Origin of the sequence: Micromonospora sp. DT43, from assembly GCF_049841645.1 — a bacterium.
Classification (GTDB): Bacteria; Actinomycetota; Actinomycetes; order Mycobacteriales; family Micromonosporaceae; genus Micromonospora.
In genome coordinates this window covers 334,144-351,162 of record NZ_JBNCKR010000001.1, presented here as the reverse complement: position 1 = coordinate 351,162, position 17,019 = coordinate 334,144, and the positions used below count along the sequence as shown (strand labels likewise).

Below are 17,019 nucleotides of genomic sequence, written 5' to 3'. Positions count from 1 at the left end.
ACCTACAGGCCCGACTCGTTGGTACGGACCATGATCCGTCGGCAGTCCTCGCAGCGGACCACGTCGTCCGGGGCGGCCTTGCGGATGCGGGCCAGGTCGGCGCCGGAGAGGTCCAGCCGGCAGCCGCCGCAGCGGCCGGCGGTGAGCAGCGCCGCGCCCAGCCCGGTGTCCGCGCGGATCTTGTCGTAGAGGGTGACCAGCTCGGCGGGGAGGTCGGCCGCGAGCGGCTGCCGGGCGCCCCGCTTGAACTCCTCCTCCTTGGCGATCTCGGCGAGCGCGTCGTCGCGGCGCTGTTCGGTGGCGGCCCGCTTCTCCCGGGCGTCGGCCAACCGCTGCTCCACGCCGTCCAGCACGCCCTGCGCGGTCTCCCGCTGCTCCATCAGCTCCAGCTCGGCGTCCTCCAGGTCACCCTGACGCCTGTTGAGCGAGGCCAGCTCGTGCTGGAGCGCCTCCAGCTCGCGGGCCGGACCGGTGCCGGCGGCGAGCCGGTTCTGGTCCTTCTCCTTGCGGGCCCGCACCTGCTCGACGTCCTTCTCCAGGCGGGCGATGTCCCGGTCCAGGTCGTCGACCGCGACCTGGGCGCGAACCCGCTCGTCCTCCAGCGACGACAGCTCCCGGGCCAGCGCCTCCAGTTCGGCCCGCTCGGGCAGCGACCGGCGGCGGTGCGCGAGCTGGGCGAGGTTGGTGTCGATCGCCTGAAGGTCGAGCAGGCGGCGCTGGACCTGGGGGTCAGCCTTCACGGTCGGGCTCCTTGTCGTCCACAACGGGTGCGGCGGCGTGCACGGTCCACGGATCGGTGTCCAGGTCGGACACCAGCGTCTCGACGCCCGGCGCCTCTCGCAGGAGGGCGGCCAGGTCGTCCAGCCACGGTCGTTCGGTCGCCCAGTGGGCGGCGTCGATCAGGGCGGGACCATCGGCGGCGAGGTGCTCGCTGGCCGGATGGTGCCGCAGGTCGGAGGTGAGAAACGCGTCCACCCCGGCGGCGGTCGCGGCGCCGAGGAAGCTGTCCCCCGACCCGCCGCTGACGGCGAGGGTACGAACCATACGCCCGGGATCCCCCGCGGCGCGAACTCCCCAGGACGTGACGGGAAGCACGGCGGCGGCGTGCCGGGTCAGCTCGGCGAGTGTCATCGGACGGGGCAGCTCCCCGATCCGGCCGATGCCCCGGTCGTCGCCGTGGGCGGGCGAGCCGGTCGCCGGCCGCTGCAACGGGCGCAGCCCGGTCAGGCCGAACCGGGCGGCGAGGGCGTCGGAGACACCGGGGGACGCCACGTCGGCGTTGGTGTGCGCCACGTAGAGCGCCACCCCGGCCCGGATGAGCTGGTGGACGATCCGCCCCTTGACTGTCGTCGGGGCGACCGTCGAGACCCCCCGCAGCAGCAGCGGGTGATGCGCGACGATCATGTCGGCGTCGACGGCAAGCGCCTCGGCGACCGTCTCGGGCACCACGTCGACCACGCAGAGCACCCGCCGGACCGGGGCCGTCGGCTCGCCGAGCACCAGGCCGACGCGGTCCCACTCCTCGGCCCAGCTCGGCGGATAGCGCCGTTCCAACTCGGCGACCACGTCCGTCACCGTGGCTGTGGATGCGCTGATGCTCACGGCGGGCCAGCTTACCGGCGTGGGGAGCTTCGGGCGGCGACGCCCGGCCCGACCGCGCCGGTCGGTCGACCCGGCCGAGGCTGCCGCCGGACGCTCAGGCGGCCCGGTACGCGACGGTCCGCAGCGCGGCCAGCGGCATCTGCCAGGGGAACGCGTGCAGATGCTGCTCACCCGTCCCGGGCGGGTGCAGGGCGACCACATGGTCACCGAAGAGCACCGTGACGCCCCAGTCGGCCAGCCGGGCCACGCCGGCCCGGAACGCCGGGTGGGCGGCCATCGCGACATTCGTGTACGGGACCGCGACGATCGGAACGCCCTTGCCCTGTGCCTCGACGAGCAGCCCGAGAGCGAGCGTGTCGGCGATGCCTGCCGCCCACTTGTTCACCGTGTTCACTGTCGCCGGGCAGACGATCATGGCGTCGGCCGGCGGCAGCACGTCCGGGTCACCGGGGTTCTTGTAGTGCGTCCGCACCGGGTGGCCGGTCTGCCGCACCAGGGCCGACTGGTCGACGAATTTGGCGCCGTCCGGCGTGGTGATCACGCAGACGTCCCAGTCGTCCGACTGGGCCAGGTCGACCAGACGACCGACGTGGCGGGCCAGCGGCGAACCGCAGGCGATGACGTAGAGCACCGCACGGTGCTCGCTGGTGCGTGGCGCGCCGGTCATCAAGCCGGCTCCGCGCTCATACCCCTACTCCCATGTGCTCAGCCAACTCCGCTATCGGAGAAGGCGGCGCACCACGTGTGCGACGAAGGACGTCCGACATCACCTCGTGGGCGATCGGCCGGCAGCGAATCTCCGAGGGCGCCAGCCGATCGCCGCGCAGCAGCATCTCGCCGGCGTTCGCAACGTCGCCGATCTGGGCGTACCCCCGGGCGATGTCGAGCAGGTGGTGGGCGCGGCGCTCGGGCAGCAACGCGTCGAACGCGGGCTCCACGATGCGTACGTGCACCTCGACCGCGCGGCCCCCGTCCCCCAACTCGACGGCGGCGGCGGCGCGGTGCAGCTCGACGTTCGTCGGGCCGAACGAGGTCCAGTAGTGGTTGTGGTCGCCGCCGAGCAGCGTGGCGGCCTCCTGCGCACAGTTGATCAGGTCGTCGACGCTTGCCGAGTCGCCGATCCGGGACGCGGCCATCGCTCCCTGCAACAGCAGCATCCCGTAGACGGACAGCCGGGCCGGGGAGACCTCGTTGCTGCCGCCGGGCGCCAGCCGGTTGGCGATCTGGACGTTCAGCTCCAGCGCCGGCCTGGCCCGGCCCATGGCGACCAGGGCGTTGCAGACCCGGGTGGTGGCGATGCCGGCCAGCAGCGGGTCGTCGGCCCGCTGGGCCACCGCCATCGACCGGTCGGCTGCCAGCCAGGCCAGCTCGAACTCGCCGAGCTTGCGCAGCACCGACGAGGCGATCTGGTAGACCTGCCCGAGCAGGTGGGCCGCCTCCGGCGCCTGCGTTCCCCCGTAGGCGGCGTCGGCCGCCTGAGCGTCGCGCAGCAGCTTCGGCAGCGCCCGGGTGAGCATCCCGTAGCGGCCGTACTGGTAGGTGAGCCAGGCGTGGTTGACGGCCTTGCGCATGTCGTCAAGCGGAGGCGGGTACGGCACGGCGTCGAAGTAGGCGCTCATCGAGTCGTACCGCTCCAGGGCCGCCCGGATCTCCTGCACCTCGACCTGGTCGATGCAGTTCAGCCCGTCGGTACGCCGCTCCGGATCCCGGCCCATCAGCAGTTGCACATCCATCTGCAGGATGTCGGCGATCTCGTAGAGGACGGAGAACTTGTCCAGCCGGCGGACGCCCCGCTCGACCTTGTCCACCCAACTCTTCGACTTGCCCAGACGGTCGGCGAAGACCTGCTGCGACATCTTGCGTCGCCCCCGCCAGTAGGCCACTCGCCGCCCAATGGGTAGCTCGTCCATCTCCCCATCCCTCCCCTGCCGCCACCACTCATCGAGTGGCGGCGATGTCCGCGGGTGCGGCGATCAGTCGTCCGTCTTGAAGTTTTCGCTGGTCGCACAGCCTGTACGTCAGTCGGACAGCCAGTCCTCGTAACTTTCGTGCAAGTTGCACGAGCCGTTCGTCAACCTCAACGATCGTGGGTTACGGCAGTGACGGTGCTCGACATGCGACCTGGCGTTCGCCGGGCCCAACGAGGGGAGATGGCACACATGTGGGGGAACGTCGTACCGCGCGTCGCCGAACTGTCGCCGCTGGAACGCGTCCGGCTGCGCCGGGTCGCCATCCGGTACGCCGTACACGGCTGGGAGGTGACGCCCGGCGCCTGCCTCGCCCGCAGCAGGTTCGTGTGCGGTCGGGCCGGCTGCCCCACTGTGGGCTGCCACCCCGCCCTGGAGAACTGGGAGCTGGCCGCCACCACCGACCCGGCCCGGGTGGCCACCTGGTGGCGGACCCGTCCGCACGGCGTGCTGCTGCCCACCGGTCGGACCTTCGACGTGCTGGAAGTGCCGGCCCACCTCGGCCGACACGTGCTCGACGCCGTGCAGGTCCACCCGGCCGGCACCGGCGTCCGCGGACCCGTGCTTGTCACGCCCACCGGGCGGTGGATGTTCCTGGTCCGCCCCGGCGACCCGCTCCGACCGGAGTTGGAGCACTGCTTCCACGTCGTCCGGCACGGCCCCGGCTCGTGGATCCCGGCGCCACCCACCCGGCTGCCCGAGGGGACCGTCCGTTGGGCGGTGGCCCCGGAGCAGGCCCGCTGGCAGCTCCCCGACTCCTACCTGGTGCAGAACACGCTGATCGAGGCGCTGCTGGCCAGCGGGGTGACGCTCGCACCCGACCTGCTCCCCGGTCACCTGCCCCTGCCCCGCCGCGGCCGGTGACCGGTCCCCGGCCGAGCATTCGATCCGGTGACCGACAGCGTCGCCGGACGGCCGGCGCTCGTTGAGCAGGTGACGGCGCGAACGCGCGCCACGAACGGGGGAACGATGTCCACGCACGACAGGTCGCCGTATCCCGGCGGCACCGAACCGCCCCGTCGCAGCCACCCACGGCACCGCTGGGCGGGCACCCGCCCGGCCGGCTCGCGCCCCGGGCGGCCCCGCCCCACCGGCACCCGCCCCGCCGGCACCCATCGTCCGCTGCGTTAGACCGTCAGCGGAAGCGCTGTGGAGTGGAACTGGCGGGCGTCGTCGGTGACGACCGCGTGCGTGTGGTCACCGAGACGGTCCAGCCAGCCGATTCCGGCAGCCCCCATGGCCAGGGCGGCGGTGGCGTAGGCGTCGGCGACGCCGAGGTCGCTGCCGACCACCGTCACCGAGCGCAGCCCGCTGGCCGGTGCGCCCCGACGGGGGTCCAGCACGTGCCGGCCCCGCTCGTACACGCCGGAGGTGGCCACGGCCAGGTCGGTGCCGGCCAGCACCAGACACGTCGCCATCGCGTCCCAGGGGTGCCGGATGCCGATCCGCCACGGCTCGCCGGCCGGCGAGAAGCCGCGCACGCGTACGTCGCCGCCGGCGTTGACGCAGTGGTTGGTCGCTCCGGCGGCGAGCAGCCGGTCCGAGGCGACCTGCGCCGCCCAGCCCTTCACGAACCCGGACGGGTCGAACCGTCCCGTGGCGTACGCGTCGAAGAAGCCGTCCGTGGCGGCCCACAGGTCGGCGCACGCCTCCAGCACGAAGCGCAGGTCCGTAGACGCCTCGGAGAGCAGCACCTCGCCCCGGTCGAAGCGGCACACCTCGCTGTCGGCCCGGTACGTGCTGAACCGGGCGTCGACCTCGCGCATCCAGGCGAACACCTCGTCGGCCAGCTCGTGCAGCCGCGCGGGGGGCAGGTCGTCGGCGAGGTCCAGGGTGATCGCCGTACCCATGATCTGCTCGACCCGGCACAGCCCGGGTCGGATCATCGCCGCCGGCACGTCAGAACGCCTGCTCGATCGCGGCCCGCAGCGAGCTCTTGTAGGCGATGCTGGTCGCGGTGGCCTCGGAAACGGTGTTGAGGTTGGCGCTCTGCTTCTGCACCACCTCACCACCGGTGCCGTTGTACTTGTCCCGCACGGCGCCGCTGTGGATGTCGGACTCGCCGCCGCTCGGCAACGCCAGGGTGGTCGCCTCGATGATCCTGCTGCCGGAGACCACGATCTGCACCTGCACGTACCCGTAGCCGTCGGCCGTGTCCACAGGCGGGCCGGTGACCCGGCGGGTGGTCGACTGGGGCGCCTTGGTGGTGGTGCGCGGCGCGCTCGGGGCCTTCGCGGTGGTCTTCGTGCCCGACGGCCGCGCGGTGGTCCTGGTCGGCTTCGGCGACGACGACGGTGCGCCGGCCGTCCCCGACGGCTTCGGCGCCGCGCCCGTCGGGCCGACGGCCGGGTCGGCGCTCGGGTCGACGCCCTGCGGGGTGGGGTTGACCGGCTGTGCGGTCGGCAGGTTCTGGGCGACCTGGCTGGTGCCCGGCGAGCCCTTGAGCACCACCAGGGCGGCGGTGCTGGCGGCCAGACCGGTGATCGCGAACAACGCGCGACGCATGCGATGCCTTCCTACAGCTCGAAGGTGGCCAGGTGGATCTGTCGGCGGGGCACGCCGGCACGGCGCAGCGCGCGCACCGACTGCTCCACCAGCCCGGGCGGCCCGCACAGGTAGACGTCGCGCCGGGCCACGTCGGGCACCAGTTGGCGCAGCCCGTCCGGGCTCATGAGCTGGCGGGGGCCGGGGTCGTCGCGGGAGCCGATGACGTACCAGATCGACGTGTCGCGTTCCTCGGCCAGCCAGTCGAGTTCCCGGCTGAGCAGCACGTCGGCGGGCGTACGGGCCCGGTAGATCAGGGCGGCGCCCGGCGGCAGCTCCTCCAGCATCGCCCGGATGGGCGTGATGCCGCTGCCGCCGGCGATCAGCAGCGCCCGCTCGCACACCCGGTGCGCCGCGGTGAAGGTGCCCGACGGGCCGTGGGCCCAGACCCTGGTTCCCGGGTCGAGGTCGCGCAGGTCGGCGGTGTGCCGGCCGACGACCTTGACGGTGAGCCGCAGCCAGCGGCCGTTGGCGGCGGCGGAGACGGAGAACGGGTGCGACTGCCACCAGCTGCCGGGAGTGAGGAAGCGCCAGCGGAAGTACTGCCCGCCGAGCATCTCCAGCCGGCCCAGCCGCTCCCCGGTGAGGTAGATGGAGACCGTGTCCGGGCTCTCCGCGACCACGTCGGCGACCCGCAGCCGATGGCGCATGTTGAACGCCAGCGGCGCGATCACCCGGCCCCAGAGCAGGGCGGCGACCACCAGCAGGTACAGGGCGATCCAGCCGGTCCGCACCGGGCCCGGCCGGTAGAGCTGCCCGCCGTGGCTGAACTGGTGCCCGTAGCCGAGCAGCAGCACCAGGTAACTCGACCGGTGCAGCAGGTGCCACACCTCGTAGGGCAGCGCCCGGCGGATCGCCCGGATGCTGCTGAAGCCGACCACGAGCATGATGCCGGCGGCGACGAAGGCCGAGAGCATGTCCTCGTACTCGCCGAGCAGCGTGCCCACCTCGGCGAAGATCGAGTGGTTCCGCAGGTCGGCGTACCCGACGAGGATCAGCGACAGGTGCGACACCACGGCGACAAGCAGCGTGGCGCCGATGTCGCGGTGCCAGCGGGCGAGCTGCTCGCCGCCGATCCACCGTTCCAACACCGGCAGCCGACTCATCATGAGCACCTGCACGAGCAGCAGGTAGCCGGCGATCAGGCCGGTGATCCGGCCGGCCGCGGTGACGGTGGCCGCGGTGGTCGACAGCGAGCCGGCGGCCGTGCCCAACCACCAGGGCAGCACGCTGGCGACCAGCCCGACCAGGAGCAGCGCGGCCAGCAGCCGCCGGCCGCCGGGTCCGCGCCGGGCCGGGATCTGCGGGGGTACGGGTGCAGCCGACCGGCCGCCGTGCCGGGACGAGGTCCCGGTGCGGCGGCCGGCGGCGTGGGTGTGCGAATGCGTCACGCGTACAGCTTCATCGGCTTGTAGGCCCGATCGCTGCCGGGGAAGAGCATCTTCTCCACCTGCGCGTTGGTCAGGCCGAACCGACCCTGCGCCACCGAGCCGTACACGTTGAACATGTTGTTGTACTCCGGCACGTCGCCGGAGTCCAACTTGTCCAGGCCGTTCCAGGTGCCCAGCAGAGAGCTGGCCAGCTTCTTGCCGGAGAGCACGGTGACCACGCCGCCGTGCCCGTGGTCGGTGCCGCCCTTGTTGGAGCTGACCCGCCGGCCGAACTCGCTGGACACCATGATCGTCACGTCGGCGGCCTGCGGGCCGAGGTCGGTGAAGAAGGCGGCCATCGCGCTGGCCAGCTCGCCCAGTCGGCGGTGCAGCTGACCGCCCTCCTGGGTGCCCTGGTTCTCGTGGGTGTCGTAGCCACCCATGCCGACGGTGGCGACCCGGACGTTGGCGCCGCCCTTGATGAGCTGGGCGAGCTGCTGGAAGGCGTTGCCGACGCCCTCGTACTTGACACCCGCGGCGGGCTGGTACGGCTTGGCGGCGAGCCTCTGCGCCGTGGCCAGCGCACCCATGCCGTCCTGCACGGCCTCCTCGACCGGGTGGTTGATCCCGGTGAAGAGCCCCTTGATCGCCTTCTCGGTGGCGGCACGGAACTTGTCGTCGCCGTTGAGCCGCAGCGAGCCGACGCTGTTCAGCGACAGCGCGCCGTTGTTGCCGACAAGCGAGCGGGGCAGCGTGCTGCCGATGCCGACGCCACGGAAGGCGGTGCCCGTGCCGAGGTGGTCGACCAGGTTGTCCAGCCAGCCCCGGCCGCCGGTCTCGTGCGGCAGACCGCCCAGGTTGCAGGCGTCCGCGGCCTGGAAGTGGCTGCGGGACAGCCGCTCGTCCGAGACCGCCGGAATGAAGCCCAACTGACCGGCCTTGAGGTACTGCTCCAGCGGCTTGAACGCACTTGTCAGCTTGAAGCCGCGGGCCAGGGCCAGCGAGTCGTTGCCGAGCAGCAGCTCGGGCCGGCCCTTGGTCAGTGCCGGGTCGCTGTCCGGTGCGACGAGGCTCAGCCCGTCCAGCCCGCCGTAGAGGAAGACGTGGATCAGGGTGCCGGTCTTGGTCGCCGCGAACGACGCCGAGGTGGTGACGAACTGGGCGGTGGCCAGCGCGGTGGCGGTGGCCGCGGCACCGGCGACGAAGGTCCGCCGGGTGACGCCGCGACCGTCCTGCTGGGCCTCCTCCAGATCCTCCAGGGTCCGGTAGCGGTCGGCCTCGGCGGCCTGCTCGGCGGCGACGATGTCGGCCTCCGCGCGCAGCAGGGCCTCGGTCGGGTTGTCGGCCAGCCGCCCCAGGTCGGGGCATTCGGGGTGCAGGGGGAAAGAGTTGTACACAGTCTTCTCCATCGGGTGCCTCACCGGAGGTGGTGCTGGGGGGACGCGAGGATCGCCCGCGCGACGGCGGTGATGGCCCCGTTGAACGTGGCATCGACCTTGGTGGTCGCCGAGACGCCGGCGACGCCGAGGATCAGGTTCTTCTCCCGGGCGGTGAGCTTCTGGTGGACCAGCCGCTGGGCGAGCGCGTCCACGTACGCCCCGGCGGTGGCCGGCGGCTTGGCGACCAGCTTCTCCGGCGCCGTGTACGTGAAGGAGGTGCGGTAGCCGGCAATGATCTCGCCGGCCTCGTTCCAGCCGTTGACCATGGTGCCGGCCGAGGTCCACGCGACGTAGACGTCGGGGTAGCCGTCCGGGGTGGGCTGACCCATCGGGTACTGGCCCAGCTCGCGCAGCTTGTCGTGGATCTGCCGCAGGCCCCGGGCGAACGGGGTGCGCTTGTTGTCGCCGTTGTCGTTCTTCGCCGACGCCTCCGGTGAGACGCCCAGGATGCGGTAGGTAGCGACCAGGTACTCCATCGGCCGGCGCACCTTCTGGCCCACCGCCGCCCAGAACTCCGAGGAGCTGAACAGCGCCATCAGCACCGGCTTGATCATGCCGTTGTTGCTGGTGTAGATCTTGGCCAGCCGGTCCACGAGGGACTTCGGCGGGGTGTCCGAGACGAACCGGGTCGCGAGGCTCTGCGCCACGTACCTCGCGGTCGAGGGGTGCATCGCGATGTAGGTGATGTACTTGTCGATCGCCGCGTCCACGGCGGCGATCTCCTTGGCCGTCGGGTTGTTGACGTCCTTGATGCTGAACGTGTTGGCGTGGGTGAAGCTGAGGATCTTCACCTTGCCCATGTAGTGCTGGTTGACGCGCAGGACGTACTGGCCCTTGTCGTCGACGCCACGGCCGGTCTGCAGCATGGCGGCCTGCCGGACGTCGCCCTCCTTGTAGCCGCCGTCGACGCCCACCGAGTACAGCTCCAGGTTCTCCCGGGCGAGGTTCTCGTTGATGGCGTCCTTGCGGGAGTCCTTCTGGTTCAGGTAGATCAGCAGCGCGGGGTGCTTGTTCGCCGCGACGAGCATCTCGGGGTAGCTGCCCAGCGCGTGCTTGCGCACCACGTCCTTGTCGAACGAGGTGCGGTACACCTCGCCGCCGTCGAAGTCGGCGGCGACGTGCAGGAAGTCGTTCCAGAAGTCGACCATCACCTCGAACAGCTGGCGCTTCGACCAGATCTGCCGGGCCAGGGTGGCGTCGACGACCTCACGCTCCGGCTGGGCGCCCCGCTCGTTGAGCTGGTCCCGCTGGGTCCGCAGCTGCTGCACGGAGAGCGTCTGGGTGGGCAGCTCGGCGAGCTTCAGCTCGGCCTTGCTCGGCTCGATCTTGTCCGGGTCGAGCTGCCCGCGGATCCAGGCGTCGATGCCCTGCTTCTTGATGTCGGAGACGACGGCGGGGGTCGCGCCGAAGGTGGTCCGCCGGGCCAGGTGCAGGATCGGGTCCTTGGCCAGCACCGTCTTGACTGTCACCTTGGTCTCCGCGGCGGCCGCGGCCGGGCCGGAGAAGGTCCGGCCACCGCTTGGCGCGTTCTTCTTCAGCGCCTCGCCGGCCCGGGAGCCCATGTAGCTCTCGTTCTGCTCGGTGTAGGTACGCACCGTGCTGGGCTGCTGGCCGCTGGGACGCGCCGCGGTCCCGTCGGTGACCGTGCTGCCCGTCGCGTCGCCCGCGGCCGCCTCGTCACCGAAGAGGCTGCGGAACTGCGGCGTCATGGCCAGCGCGGCGCCACCGGCCACGACGGCGGCGGTGCCACCGAGCGCGACCATGGCCTTGCGCCGGCCGACCTTGCGGCCCGGCTCGTCGTCATCGTCCAGGGTGGGCAGTCCGGCGCCGGCCGGACGCGCCGGGGCCGGGCGGCCCAGACCCTCCGGGCCGACCCACTGCGGCCCACGCGGGGCGGGAGCGGGCTGTCCGGCGTGCGCGTACCCGTCGCCGTACTGCTCGCGCGGGTCGCCCTGGGCCGGGTAGCCGCCCTGGTAGGGGTGGGGCGAGTCGTATCCGTACGACGCGGTGGGGTCGCCGTAGCTGTCCGCGGTGTGGTGCTGGCGTCCGTCCCAGCCGCGGTCGTCCCGCGGTCGACGTGGTGGCACATTCTGGTCGGCCATGTACCAATCCCGATTTCTGATGAGCGCCGGAAGCTGCGACCGAGCGGGTGCGGCAGGTGCGGCGACTGTTGCCTGAGGGGGTTGCTACGGCAAGGTAACCAAGCGCTCAGGTGCCTTCAAGGTGGGCCGAACACGCCGGTGAGGGCACTTAAGACAGCCCTCACCACCGTGTACGAGGCCGGGCGGCGATCCGGGTCGGGCTCCGAGCTTCCCAGCAGGGCCGACGTGCGGCAGCCGGGTACGGATCGGACCGCGCCGCCGTACCCGACACGTTCCGCACCGTTCACCACCACAGGCAAACTTAAGGTTTGGCTAAGCCGTACGTGAGGTGTCCTCACGCTGGGGAAAAGTAGGAGGAGCGGGCGAGCGTGAGCCGCCGCAGCAGCGGGTATGCCGCCGAACCGCTGAACGCGTGAGGGGAAGGCAGCGCCATGCTCAGCAAAGAGGATCAGCGCAGGTTCGACCAGATCACCCGTCAGCTCCGGGAGAGTGACCCGGCTTTCTTCGCCCGGCTGGACCACCGGGTCCGAGCCCGCAGGGGCCGCTACCTGATGTTGTTGACCATCGTGCTGTGGGCGTCGCTGCCGGCGATGGCCGTGTTCGCCGGCCGGCTGGCCGGGGCGATCTGCGCGGTGGTGCTGGTGGCCAACGCGGCGATCATGTGGCGGTTCCGCCGCCGGTGGACGTGACAGCTCACCCCGGGCCGAAGGCTCGGTACGCGCGACGCAGCCGTTCCAGCAGGCCCGGCCCACCAATGGCCGGCGCCGGCGGGCCGAGCTGGCGCAGCAGGAGATCCGGACCGGTCGCCAGTCGGGGCGGCCGGTCGGGAAGCGGCACCGGTGCCGCCCAGAAGCGGTCCACCGCCTCCGCGAGGGGGGTGGCCGCCAGCCCGGCGAGCGCCCGGGCCGCACCAACCGGCGGCAGCACGTCCACGGCGTCCACAACCGACGCCGGTGCGTCCGGTGTGGACGGTCCGGGAGGCGTGGCCGCGCCGGTGGCCTCGGCTCGACGGGCGCGCAACCGGTCGAGCAGGTCGGCGCGGGAGCGGCCACGCCAGTGCAGCAGCTCGAACGGGTCCGCGTCGAACGCCTCGGCGAGCAGATAGAACGTGGCCGCGAGGTGCTTGCACGGCACCGCGAAGTCGGGGCAGTTGCAGCGCTGGGTCAGCTCGTCCACGGCGGCCGGGAACAGCGGAGCGCCCGCCGCCACGAACAGCTCCTCCAACTCGTCGGGCAGGTCCCCGGCGAGCAGGCGGGCGCTGAAGAACGCCTGCCCGGCAAGCTCGTCCTCGATCCGGGTCCAGAGCGCGGCCGGGAACGCCGCCAGCGCGATGGAGACCTCGTACGGCCGGGGCCGCGAGCCCTGCACCTGGGCGGTGACCCGGCCCGGCGCGATGTCGAGCCGGAGCACCTGACCGGCCCGCGCGTACGACCGGCCCCGGGTCAGCCGGGTGCCGAGCGCGAACGACTCCAGCACCTCCAGGAAGCGCCGGGACCACCAGGACCGGCCGATCGCGCCCCGGGCGCTGCGTGCCCGCAGCCCGCCGTCGACCTTGCGGGGACGGCCGTAGTCGGCGAAACGGTCGGTGCTCATCACTCCACCACCGCCCCGGCCTCCAGGGCGAACAGGTCCCGCAACTGACCCGTGGACAGCTCGGTGATCCACTGTTCGCCGGTGCCCACCACCCGCTGTGCGAGCGCGCGCTTGTCGGCGATCATCGCGGCGACCTTCTCCTCCACGGTGCCGGCACAGACGAACTTGCGGACCTGCACCCGCCGGCGCTGCCCGATCCGGAACGCCCGGTCGGTGGCCTGGTCCTCGACCGCCGGGTTCCACCACCGGTCCACGTGCACCACGTGGTTGGCGGCGGTCAGGGTGAGCCCGGTGCCACCTGCCTTGAGGGAGAGGACGAACAGCGGTGGCCCGTCCGCCGACTGGAAGCGCTGCACCAGGGCGTCCCGCTCGGCCTTGCCGAGGCCGCCGTGCAGGAACAGCACCTCCCGGCCGAACCGCGCCGACAGGTGACCGCGCAACATCGCGCCGAACTCCGCGTACTGGGTGAACAACAGCGCCCGCTCCCCCGCCGCCAGCACCTCCTCCAGGATCTCGGTGAGCCGGGAGAGCTTGCCGGAGCGGCCCTCCAGCGCCGAGCCGTCGCGCAGCAGCTGGGCCGGGTGGTTGCAGACCTGCTTGAGCCGGGTCATGGTGGCCAGCACCAGACCGCGTCGCTCGATGCCGTCGCTGGTCTCGATCCGGGCCAGCATGTCGTCGACGACCACCCGGTACAGCGCGGCCTGCTCTGCAGTGAGGTTGCAGAGCACCTCCATCTCCAGCTTCTCCGGCAGGTCCGAGATGATCGACGAGTCGGTCTTGAGCCGGCGCAGCACGAACGGGCCGGTGATCCGGCGCAGCCGCTCGGCGGCCTCGGCGTCGCCGTGGCGCTCGATCGGCTCGGCGAACCGCTTGCGGAACGTCGCGGCCGGCCCGAGCAGCCCCGGGTTGGCGAACTGCATGATCGACCACAGGTCGGCGAGGCGGTTCTCCACAGGCGTACCGGTCACCGCCACCCGCTGCCGGGCCGGCAGCGCGCGGACCGCCTCGGCCTGCCGGGTGGAGGCGTTCTTGATCGCCTGCGCCTCGTCCACCACCACCCGGTGCCAGTCGATGCCGGCCAGGTCCACGGCGTCGCGGGCGGCCACCGAGTAGGTGGTGAGGACCAGGTCCGCACCGTGCGCGGCGGTCGTGAACTCCGCCCCCCGCGCCCGCTCCGCCCCATGGTGTACGTGCACCCGCAGCCCCGGGGTGAACCGGGCCGCCTCCCGCTGCCAGTTGCCGACGAGTGACATCGGACAGACCAGCAGGGTCGGCCCGGCCTCCGGTGGGTCCCCGGCGAGCAGCGCCAGCAACTGCACCGTCTTGCCCAACCCCATGTCGTCGGCGAGCACCCCACCCAGGCCGAGCGACCGCAGGAACGCCAGCCACGCCAGACCGCGCCGCTGGTACGGCCGCAGCGTCCCCTGGAAGCCGGGCGGCGGGTCGAGCGGGGTGAGCCGGCGCTCGACAGCGCCGGCGAGCAGGTCGCCCAGCGCCCCGTCGGCGGTGACCTCCAGCACCGGCAACGCCTCGGTGTCGTCGCCGTCGGCGAGTCCGAGGCGCAACAGGTCGGCGACGCTCAACTCGCCCGTCGAGCGGAGCAGGCGCAGACCGGCCGCGAGCCGACCCGGGTTCAGCTCCACCCACCGACCGCGCAGTCGTACCAGCGGGGTCTTCAGCTCGGCCAGCGCCGCCAACTCGTCGGCGGACAGCGGCTGGTCGCCGAGCGCGATCTCCCAGCGGTAGTCGACGAGCGCGTCCAATCCGACGCCTGCCTCGGTACCGGCCACCGTGCCGGGCGCGGTCCGGCTGCGGGCGCGCAGCCGGGCGCCGAGCCGCGCCGACGGGCGCTGCCACCAGGAGGGCAGCAGCACCCCGAAGCCGGCGGCGTGCAGCACGGGCGCGCCCTCGCTGAGGAACCGGTGCGCGCCCTCGACGTCCAACTCCATCGCCTCGGGCGCGGCGGTGCGCAGCGCGGCGTCCAGGTCGGGCCAGAGCCGGCTGGCCCGCCCCAGCTCCGCGAGCAGGGTCTCCTGCGGGCTGGCCGTCCGGTCGGCGAGACCGTCGAGCGTGTGCGCCCGCCACACCTCCGCGGCGTCGATGTGCAGACCCGGCTCGTCGGCCGCCTGCAACCCGAACTCCAGCCGCCACCGCACGCCAACGAGCGGGGCCTCGTCGACGAGGCCGACCTCCGCCGGTCCGGCCGAGTCGCCCGGCAGCGGGCGGGTGGCCAGGATCGGTTCGGTGACCTCGTCGGGGGCCGGCTCCACCAGGCGGAAGCTGGCCCGGACAGCGCCGCCGGCCGCGTCCCGCTGCCAGTCGTCCAGCTCGGCGCGGAGGATGTCCAGCGCCGCCTGGTCGACAGTGAAGTCGCGGCGAGAACCGGCGAGCGCGGCCAGCCAGGCGGGTGCGGGCCCAGCGGGGCGCACTCCTCGGGCCAGGGTCGTGGTCGCGAGGGCCGCCCGGGCGGCGGCGTCGGTGAGCGCGTCGAGCGCGTCCGCGACCAGCACGGCAGCCGTCAGCTCGGACCCGTCGGACCCGGCGCTGCTCGGCGCGGTCGGAGTCGTGGCGGCACCCCGGACGGCGGGAACAGCAGGGGCTGCGGGCACAGCAGTGCTGGCAGTGGGTGCGGTGGTGGGCATTGCGGCGGCGCGGGCGGCGGGCGGTAGGGCCAGTGCCAGTGATCGCGCCCAGCCGGCGTCGGTGCCGGTCAGCAGCGGACGCCAGACCGCGCGCGCAGTCACCTGGTCCGCCGCCGGTCCGGCTGCGTGAACGTCGGCCGCCCCGGCGCCCGATACCGCAGCGACATCCGGCGAGGCGGCATCGTCGGCGTCGGCGTCGGCATCGGCGTCGGCGTCGGCTGGACCGGTGGTGTTGGTCGGCGTGCTGACGCCGGGGAGGACACGGCCCCGGGCCACCAGGTCGGCGGCGAAGTCGGCCAGCTCGGCGAGGTGGCGCAGGGTCGCCCCGGGCACGACCGGGAGGTCGTCCAGGGCGCGCAGCAGGAGCAGGGCGTCGTCTGGGGCGTACACCAGGGTGGGCACCCGCCACGCGGCCAGGGTGAGCCGGCCGCGGGCCGGGGGTGCGACGGTGGTCCGGATCAGTTCGGGTGAGTCGGTCGGCGCGCCCGCCCGGGTGGGCAGGGTGAGCAACGCGGTGGCCGGGCGGGCGGGGTCGGCGGCGTCGGCGAGGGCCGCGGCCAGCTCGGCGTGCCCGGCGGCGAAGGGGTGCGGGCGCTCCCGGGGCGGCCGGCCGGAGCGGGCCGACGCGGGCGGCGCGGCGCTGTCCTCGGCCCAGACCGCGAGGCCGCCGGTCGAGCTGTCGCCGGGCTTCCACAGCCCGTGGATGACCAGCACCTACTCCCCCTCGTCGCCGCCCGCGCCCAGGATAGGCGGCCCCGGGGCGGCCTCGGCGCACCCCTCGCGCGACCGTGCGGTTCCGGTCAACGCTGTGCGCTGTATGCCCGTTATATCCGCGACCGAAAGTGCAAGATCGGCGAGGGTACGCATGGGTTAGCGTCGACGCGTGGAGGATCTGCTTGTTGTCGGAGGGCTCGGGGTGGATGTGCGGGTCCGGGTGCCCGCGCTGCCACTGCCGGCCGCCGATTCGCACACCGTCGAGCCGATCGAGCTGCGGATCGGCAACACCGGCGCCGGGGTGGCTCTGGCTGCTCGGGCGCTCGGCCTGCGGGTACGGGTGGTCGACACCTTGGGCGCGGACCCGGCCGGCGATCTGGTCCGGGCGGCGCTGACCCGGGCCGGGGTGCCGGCGGTGCTGGCCCAGGACCGCAGCGGCACCCGAAGGTCGGTGAACCTGGTGGACCCGGGTGGCCGGCGCACCTCGCTGTACGACCCGCGCCCGTGGCGGGGCGACCCGCCGTTCTCGCCCAGCCAGATCGCCGAACTGGTCCGGGGCGTCCGGCACGTCCACCTGTCGATCATGGACTGGTCGGTGCCGTTGCTGCCCGCCGTGCGGGCCGCGCTCCCCGCGGGCGTGTCGCTCTCCACCGACCTGCACGACTGGGACGGCACCAACCCCTATCACCTGCCGTTCGCCGAGGTCGCCGACCTGGTCCTGGTCAGCGGGGTGCGGTTGGGCGAGCGGGCCACCGCGCTCGCCGGCACGCTGGCGCCCCGAGCCGTGGTGGTGACCCGGGGCGCGGACGGCGCCGAGCTGTACCCGGGCGACGGCACGCGGGTGCCGGTGCCCCCCGCCGCCGCGCCTGGGCCGGTGGTGGACAGCAACGGGGCCGGCGACGCGTTCGCGGCCGGGCTGATCGCCGGGCGGCTGCGGGGCGAGCCCCTGACGGCGGCGGCTCGGTGCGCGGCACGGGTCGCGGCGGCGGCCTGCTCCCACGACGGCATGGAGTATCCGCCGGGCCTGCTGCCAGCAGGTTGACGAC

At 73.1% G+C, this 17,019-nt stretch carries 14 protein-coding genes and 1 pseudogene; 3 read left to right on the top strand and 12 right to left on the bottom strand.

Annotated elements, in window-relative coordinates; translation table 11 throughout:
* Positions 1-2: 2 nt before the first annotated feature.
* The 4 genes from ACLQ26_RS01670 to ACLQ26_RS01655 form a co-directional block, all read right to left on the bottom strand.
* Positions 3-740 carry a zinc ribbon domain-containing protein gene (locus ACLQ26_RS01670; protein WP_425742771.1) on the bottom strand — a complete coding sequence of 246 codons (738 nt, stop codon included), beginning with the start codon at positions 738-740 and terminating at the stop codon, positions 3-5.
* The gene (locus ACLQ26_RS01665) at positions 730-1,566 is read right to left on the bottom strand and encodes a Nif3-like dinuclear metal center hexameric protein (protein ID WP_425743127.1); all 837 of its coding nucleotides are present in this window, start codon (positions 1,564-1,566) and stop codon (positions 730-732) included. Before ACLQ26_RS01665 ends, ACLQ26_RS01670 begins: the two co-directional genes overlap by 11 nt.
* A 130-nt stretch (positions 1,567-1,696) precedes the next feature.
* A complete protein-coding gene (locus ACLQ26_RS01660; RefSeq protein ID WP_425742770.1) occupies positions 1,697-2,269 on the bottom strand; it encodes a flavoprotein in 573 nt (190 codons plus the stop codon).
* A gap of 16 nt (positions 2,270-2,285) precedes the next feature.
* Positions 2,286-3,512: a helix-turn-helix domain-containing protein gene (locus tag ACLQ26_RS01655; protein ID WP_007463420.1), complete on the bottom strand. Its 1,227-nt coding sequence runs from the start codon at positions 3,510-3,512 to the stop codon at positions 2,286-2,288.
* 249 nt (positions 3,513-3,761) lie between these two features.
* Between ACLQ26_RS01655 and ACLQ26_RS01650 the strand changes: the two genes are divergently transcribed.
* Positions 3,762-4,433, top strand: a complete 672-nt coding sequence (locus ACLQ26_RS01650) for a bifunctional DNA primase/polymerase (protein ID WP_357496805.1) — start codon at positions 3,762-3,764, stop codon at positions 4,431-4,433.
* 263 nt (positions 4,434-4,696) lie between these two features.
* Here ACLQ26_RS01650 and ACLQ26_RS01645 read toward each other — a convergent pair whose 3' ends face one another.
* Genes ACLQ26_RS01645 through ACLQ26_RS01625 form a run of 5 tightly spaced genes read right to left on the bottom strand, consistent with a single transcriptional unit; the run spans position 4,697 to position 11,024 of the window.
* Positions 4,697-5,419: an FAD:protein FMN transferase gene (locus ACLQ26_RS01645; protein ID WP_425743126.1), complete on the bottom strand. Its 723-nt coding sequence runs from the start codon at positions 5,417-5,419 to the stop codon at positions 4,697-4,699.
* Positions 5,420-5,468: 49 nt separating this feature from the next.
* Positions 5,469-6,074, bottom strand: coding sequence for an FMN-binding protein (locus tag ACLQ26_RS01640; protein ID WP_425742769.1), 606 nt, complete (start codon positions 6,072-6,074; stop codon positions 5,469-5,471).
* 11 nt (positions 6,075-6,085) lie between these two features.
* Positions 6,086-7,504 carry a ferredoxin reductase family protein gene (locus ACLQ26_RS01635; protein ID WP_425742768.1) on the bottom strand — a complete coding sequence of 473 codons (1,419 nt, stop codon included), beginning with the start codon at positions 7,502-7,504 and terminating at the stop codon, positions 6,086-6,088.
* The gene (locus ACLQ26_RS01630; protein WP_425742767.1) at positions 7,501-8,892 is read right to left on the bottom strand and encodes a DUF1501 domain-containing protein; all 1,392 of its coding nucleotides are present in this window, start codon (positions 8,890-8,892) and stop codon (positions 7,501-7,503) included. Before ACLQ26_RS01630 ends, ACLQ26_RS01635 begins: the two co-directional genes overlap by 4 nt.
* An 8-nt stretch (positions 8,893-8,900) precedes the next feature.
* The gene (locus ACLQ26_RS01625) at positions 8,901-11,024 is read right to left on the bottom strand and encodes a DUF1800 domain-containing protein (protein WP_425742766.1); all 2,124 of its coding nucleotides are present in this window, start codon (positions 11,022-11,024) and stop codon (positions 8,901-8,903) included.
* Between the two features lie 431 nt (positions 11,025-11,455).
* Between ACLQ26_RS01625 and ACLQ26_RS01620 the strand changes: the two genes are divergently transcribed.
* The gene (locus tag ACLQ26_RS01620; protein ID WP_234586377.1) at positions 11,456-11,713 is read left to right on the top strand and encodes a DUF3040 domain-containing protein; all 258 of its coding nucleotides are present in this window, start codon (positions 11,456-11,458) and stop codon (positions 11,711-11,713) included.
* Positions 11,714-11,717: 4 nt separating this feature from the next.
* Here the strand turns inward: ACLQ26_RS01620 and ACLQ26_RS01615 are convergent, their stop codons facing one another.
* The 3 genes and pseudogenes from ACLQ26_RS01615 to ACLQ26_RS01605 all read right to left on the bottom strand — a co-directional run.
* Positions 11,718-12,617, bottom strand: a complete 900-nt coding sequence (locus ACLQ26_RS01615) for an SWIM zinc finger family protein (protein WP_425742765.1) — start codon at positions 12,615-12,617, stop codon at positions 11,718-11,720.
* Entirely contained in the window at positions 12,617-14,566 is a 1,950-nt protein-coding gene (locus tag ACLQ26_RS01610) for a DEAD/DEAH box helicase (protein ID WP_425743125.1), read from the bottom strand. The genes ACLQ26_RS01615 and ACLQ26_RS01610 overlap by 1 nt, the downstream gene beginning before the upstream one ends.
* 303 nt (positions 14,567-14,869) lie before the next feature.
* Positions 14,870-15,973 (bottom strand): annotated as a pseudogene (locus ACLQ26_RS01605) (ATP-dependent helicase); the annotation flags it as partial.
* A 169-nt stretch (positions 15,974-16,142) separates the two neighbouring features.
* Between ACLQ26_RS01605 and ACLQ26_RS01600 the strand changes: the two are divergent.
* Positions 16,143-17,015 (top strand): carbohydrate kinase family protein, encoded by an 873-nt coding sequence (locus ACLQ26_RS01600; protein WP_425742764.1) that lies wholly within the window; start codon positions 16,143-16,145, stop codon positions 17,013-17,015.
* Positions 17,016-17,019: the final 4 nt, after the last annotated feature.

Excerpts from the sequence above, each read along its gene's own strand:
- ACLQ26_RS01660 (WP_425742770.1), bottom strand. The coding sequence starts at position 2,269 with ATGACCGGCGCGCCACGCACCAGCGAGCACCGTGCGGTGCTCTACGTC.
- ACLQ26_RS01655 (WP_007463420.1), bottom strand. The coding sequence starts at position 3,512 with ATGGACGAGCTACCCATTGGGCGGCGAGTGGCCTACTGGCGGGGGCGA.
- ACLQ26_RS01650 (WP_357496805.1), top strand. The coding sequence starts at position 3,762 with ATGTGGGGGAACGTCGTACCGCGCGTCGCCGAACTGTCGCCGCTGGAA.
- ACLQ26_RS01645 (WP_425743126.1), bottom strand. The coding sequence starts at position 5,419 with ATGGGTACGGCGATCACCCTGGACCTCGCCGACGACCTGCCCCCCGCG.
- ACLQ26_RS01640 (WP_425742769.1), bottom strand. The coding sequence starts at position 6,074 with ATGCGTCGCGCGTTGTTCGCGATCACCGGTCTGGCCGCCAGCACCGCC.
- ACLQ26_RS01630 (WP_425742767.1), bottom strand. The coding sequence starts at position 8,892 with ATGGAGAAGACTGTGTACAACTCTTTCCCCCTGCACCCCGAATGCCCC.
- ACLQ26_RS01625 (WP_425742766.1), bottom strand. The coding sequence starts at position 11,024 with ATGGCCGACCAGAATGTGCCACCACGTCGACCGCGGGACGACCGCGGC.
- ACLQ26_RS01620 (WP_234586377.1), top strand. The coding sequence starts at position 11,456 with ATGCTCAGCAAAGAGGATCAGCGCAGGTTCGACCAGATCACCCGTCAG.
- ACLQ26_RS01615 (WP_425742765.1), bottom strand. The coding sequence starts at position 12,617 with ATGAGCACCGACCGTTTCGCCGACTACGGCCGTCCCCGCAAGGTCGAC.
- ACLQ26_RS01610 (WP_425743125.1), bottom strand. The coding sequence starts at position 14,566 with ATGGAGTTGGACGTCGAGGGCGCGCACCGGTTCCTCAGCGAGGGCGCG.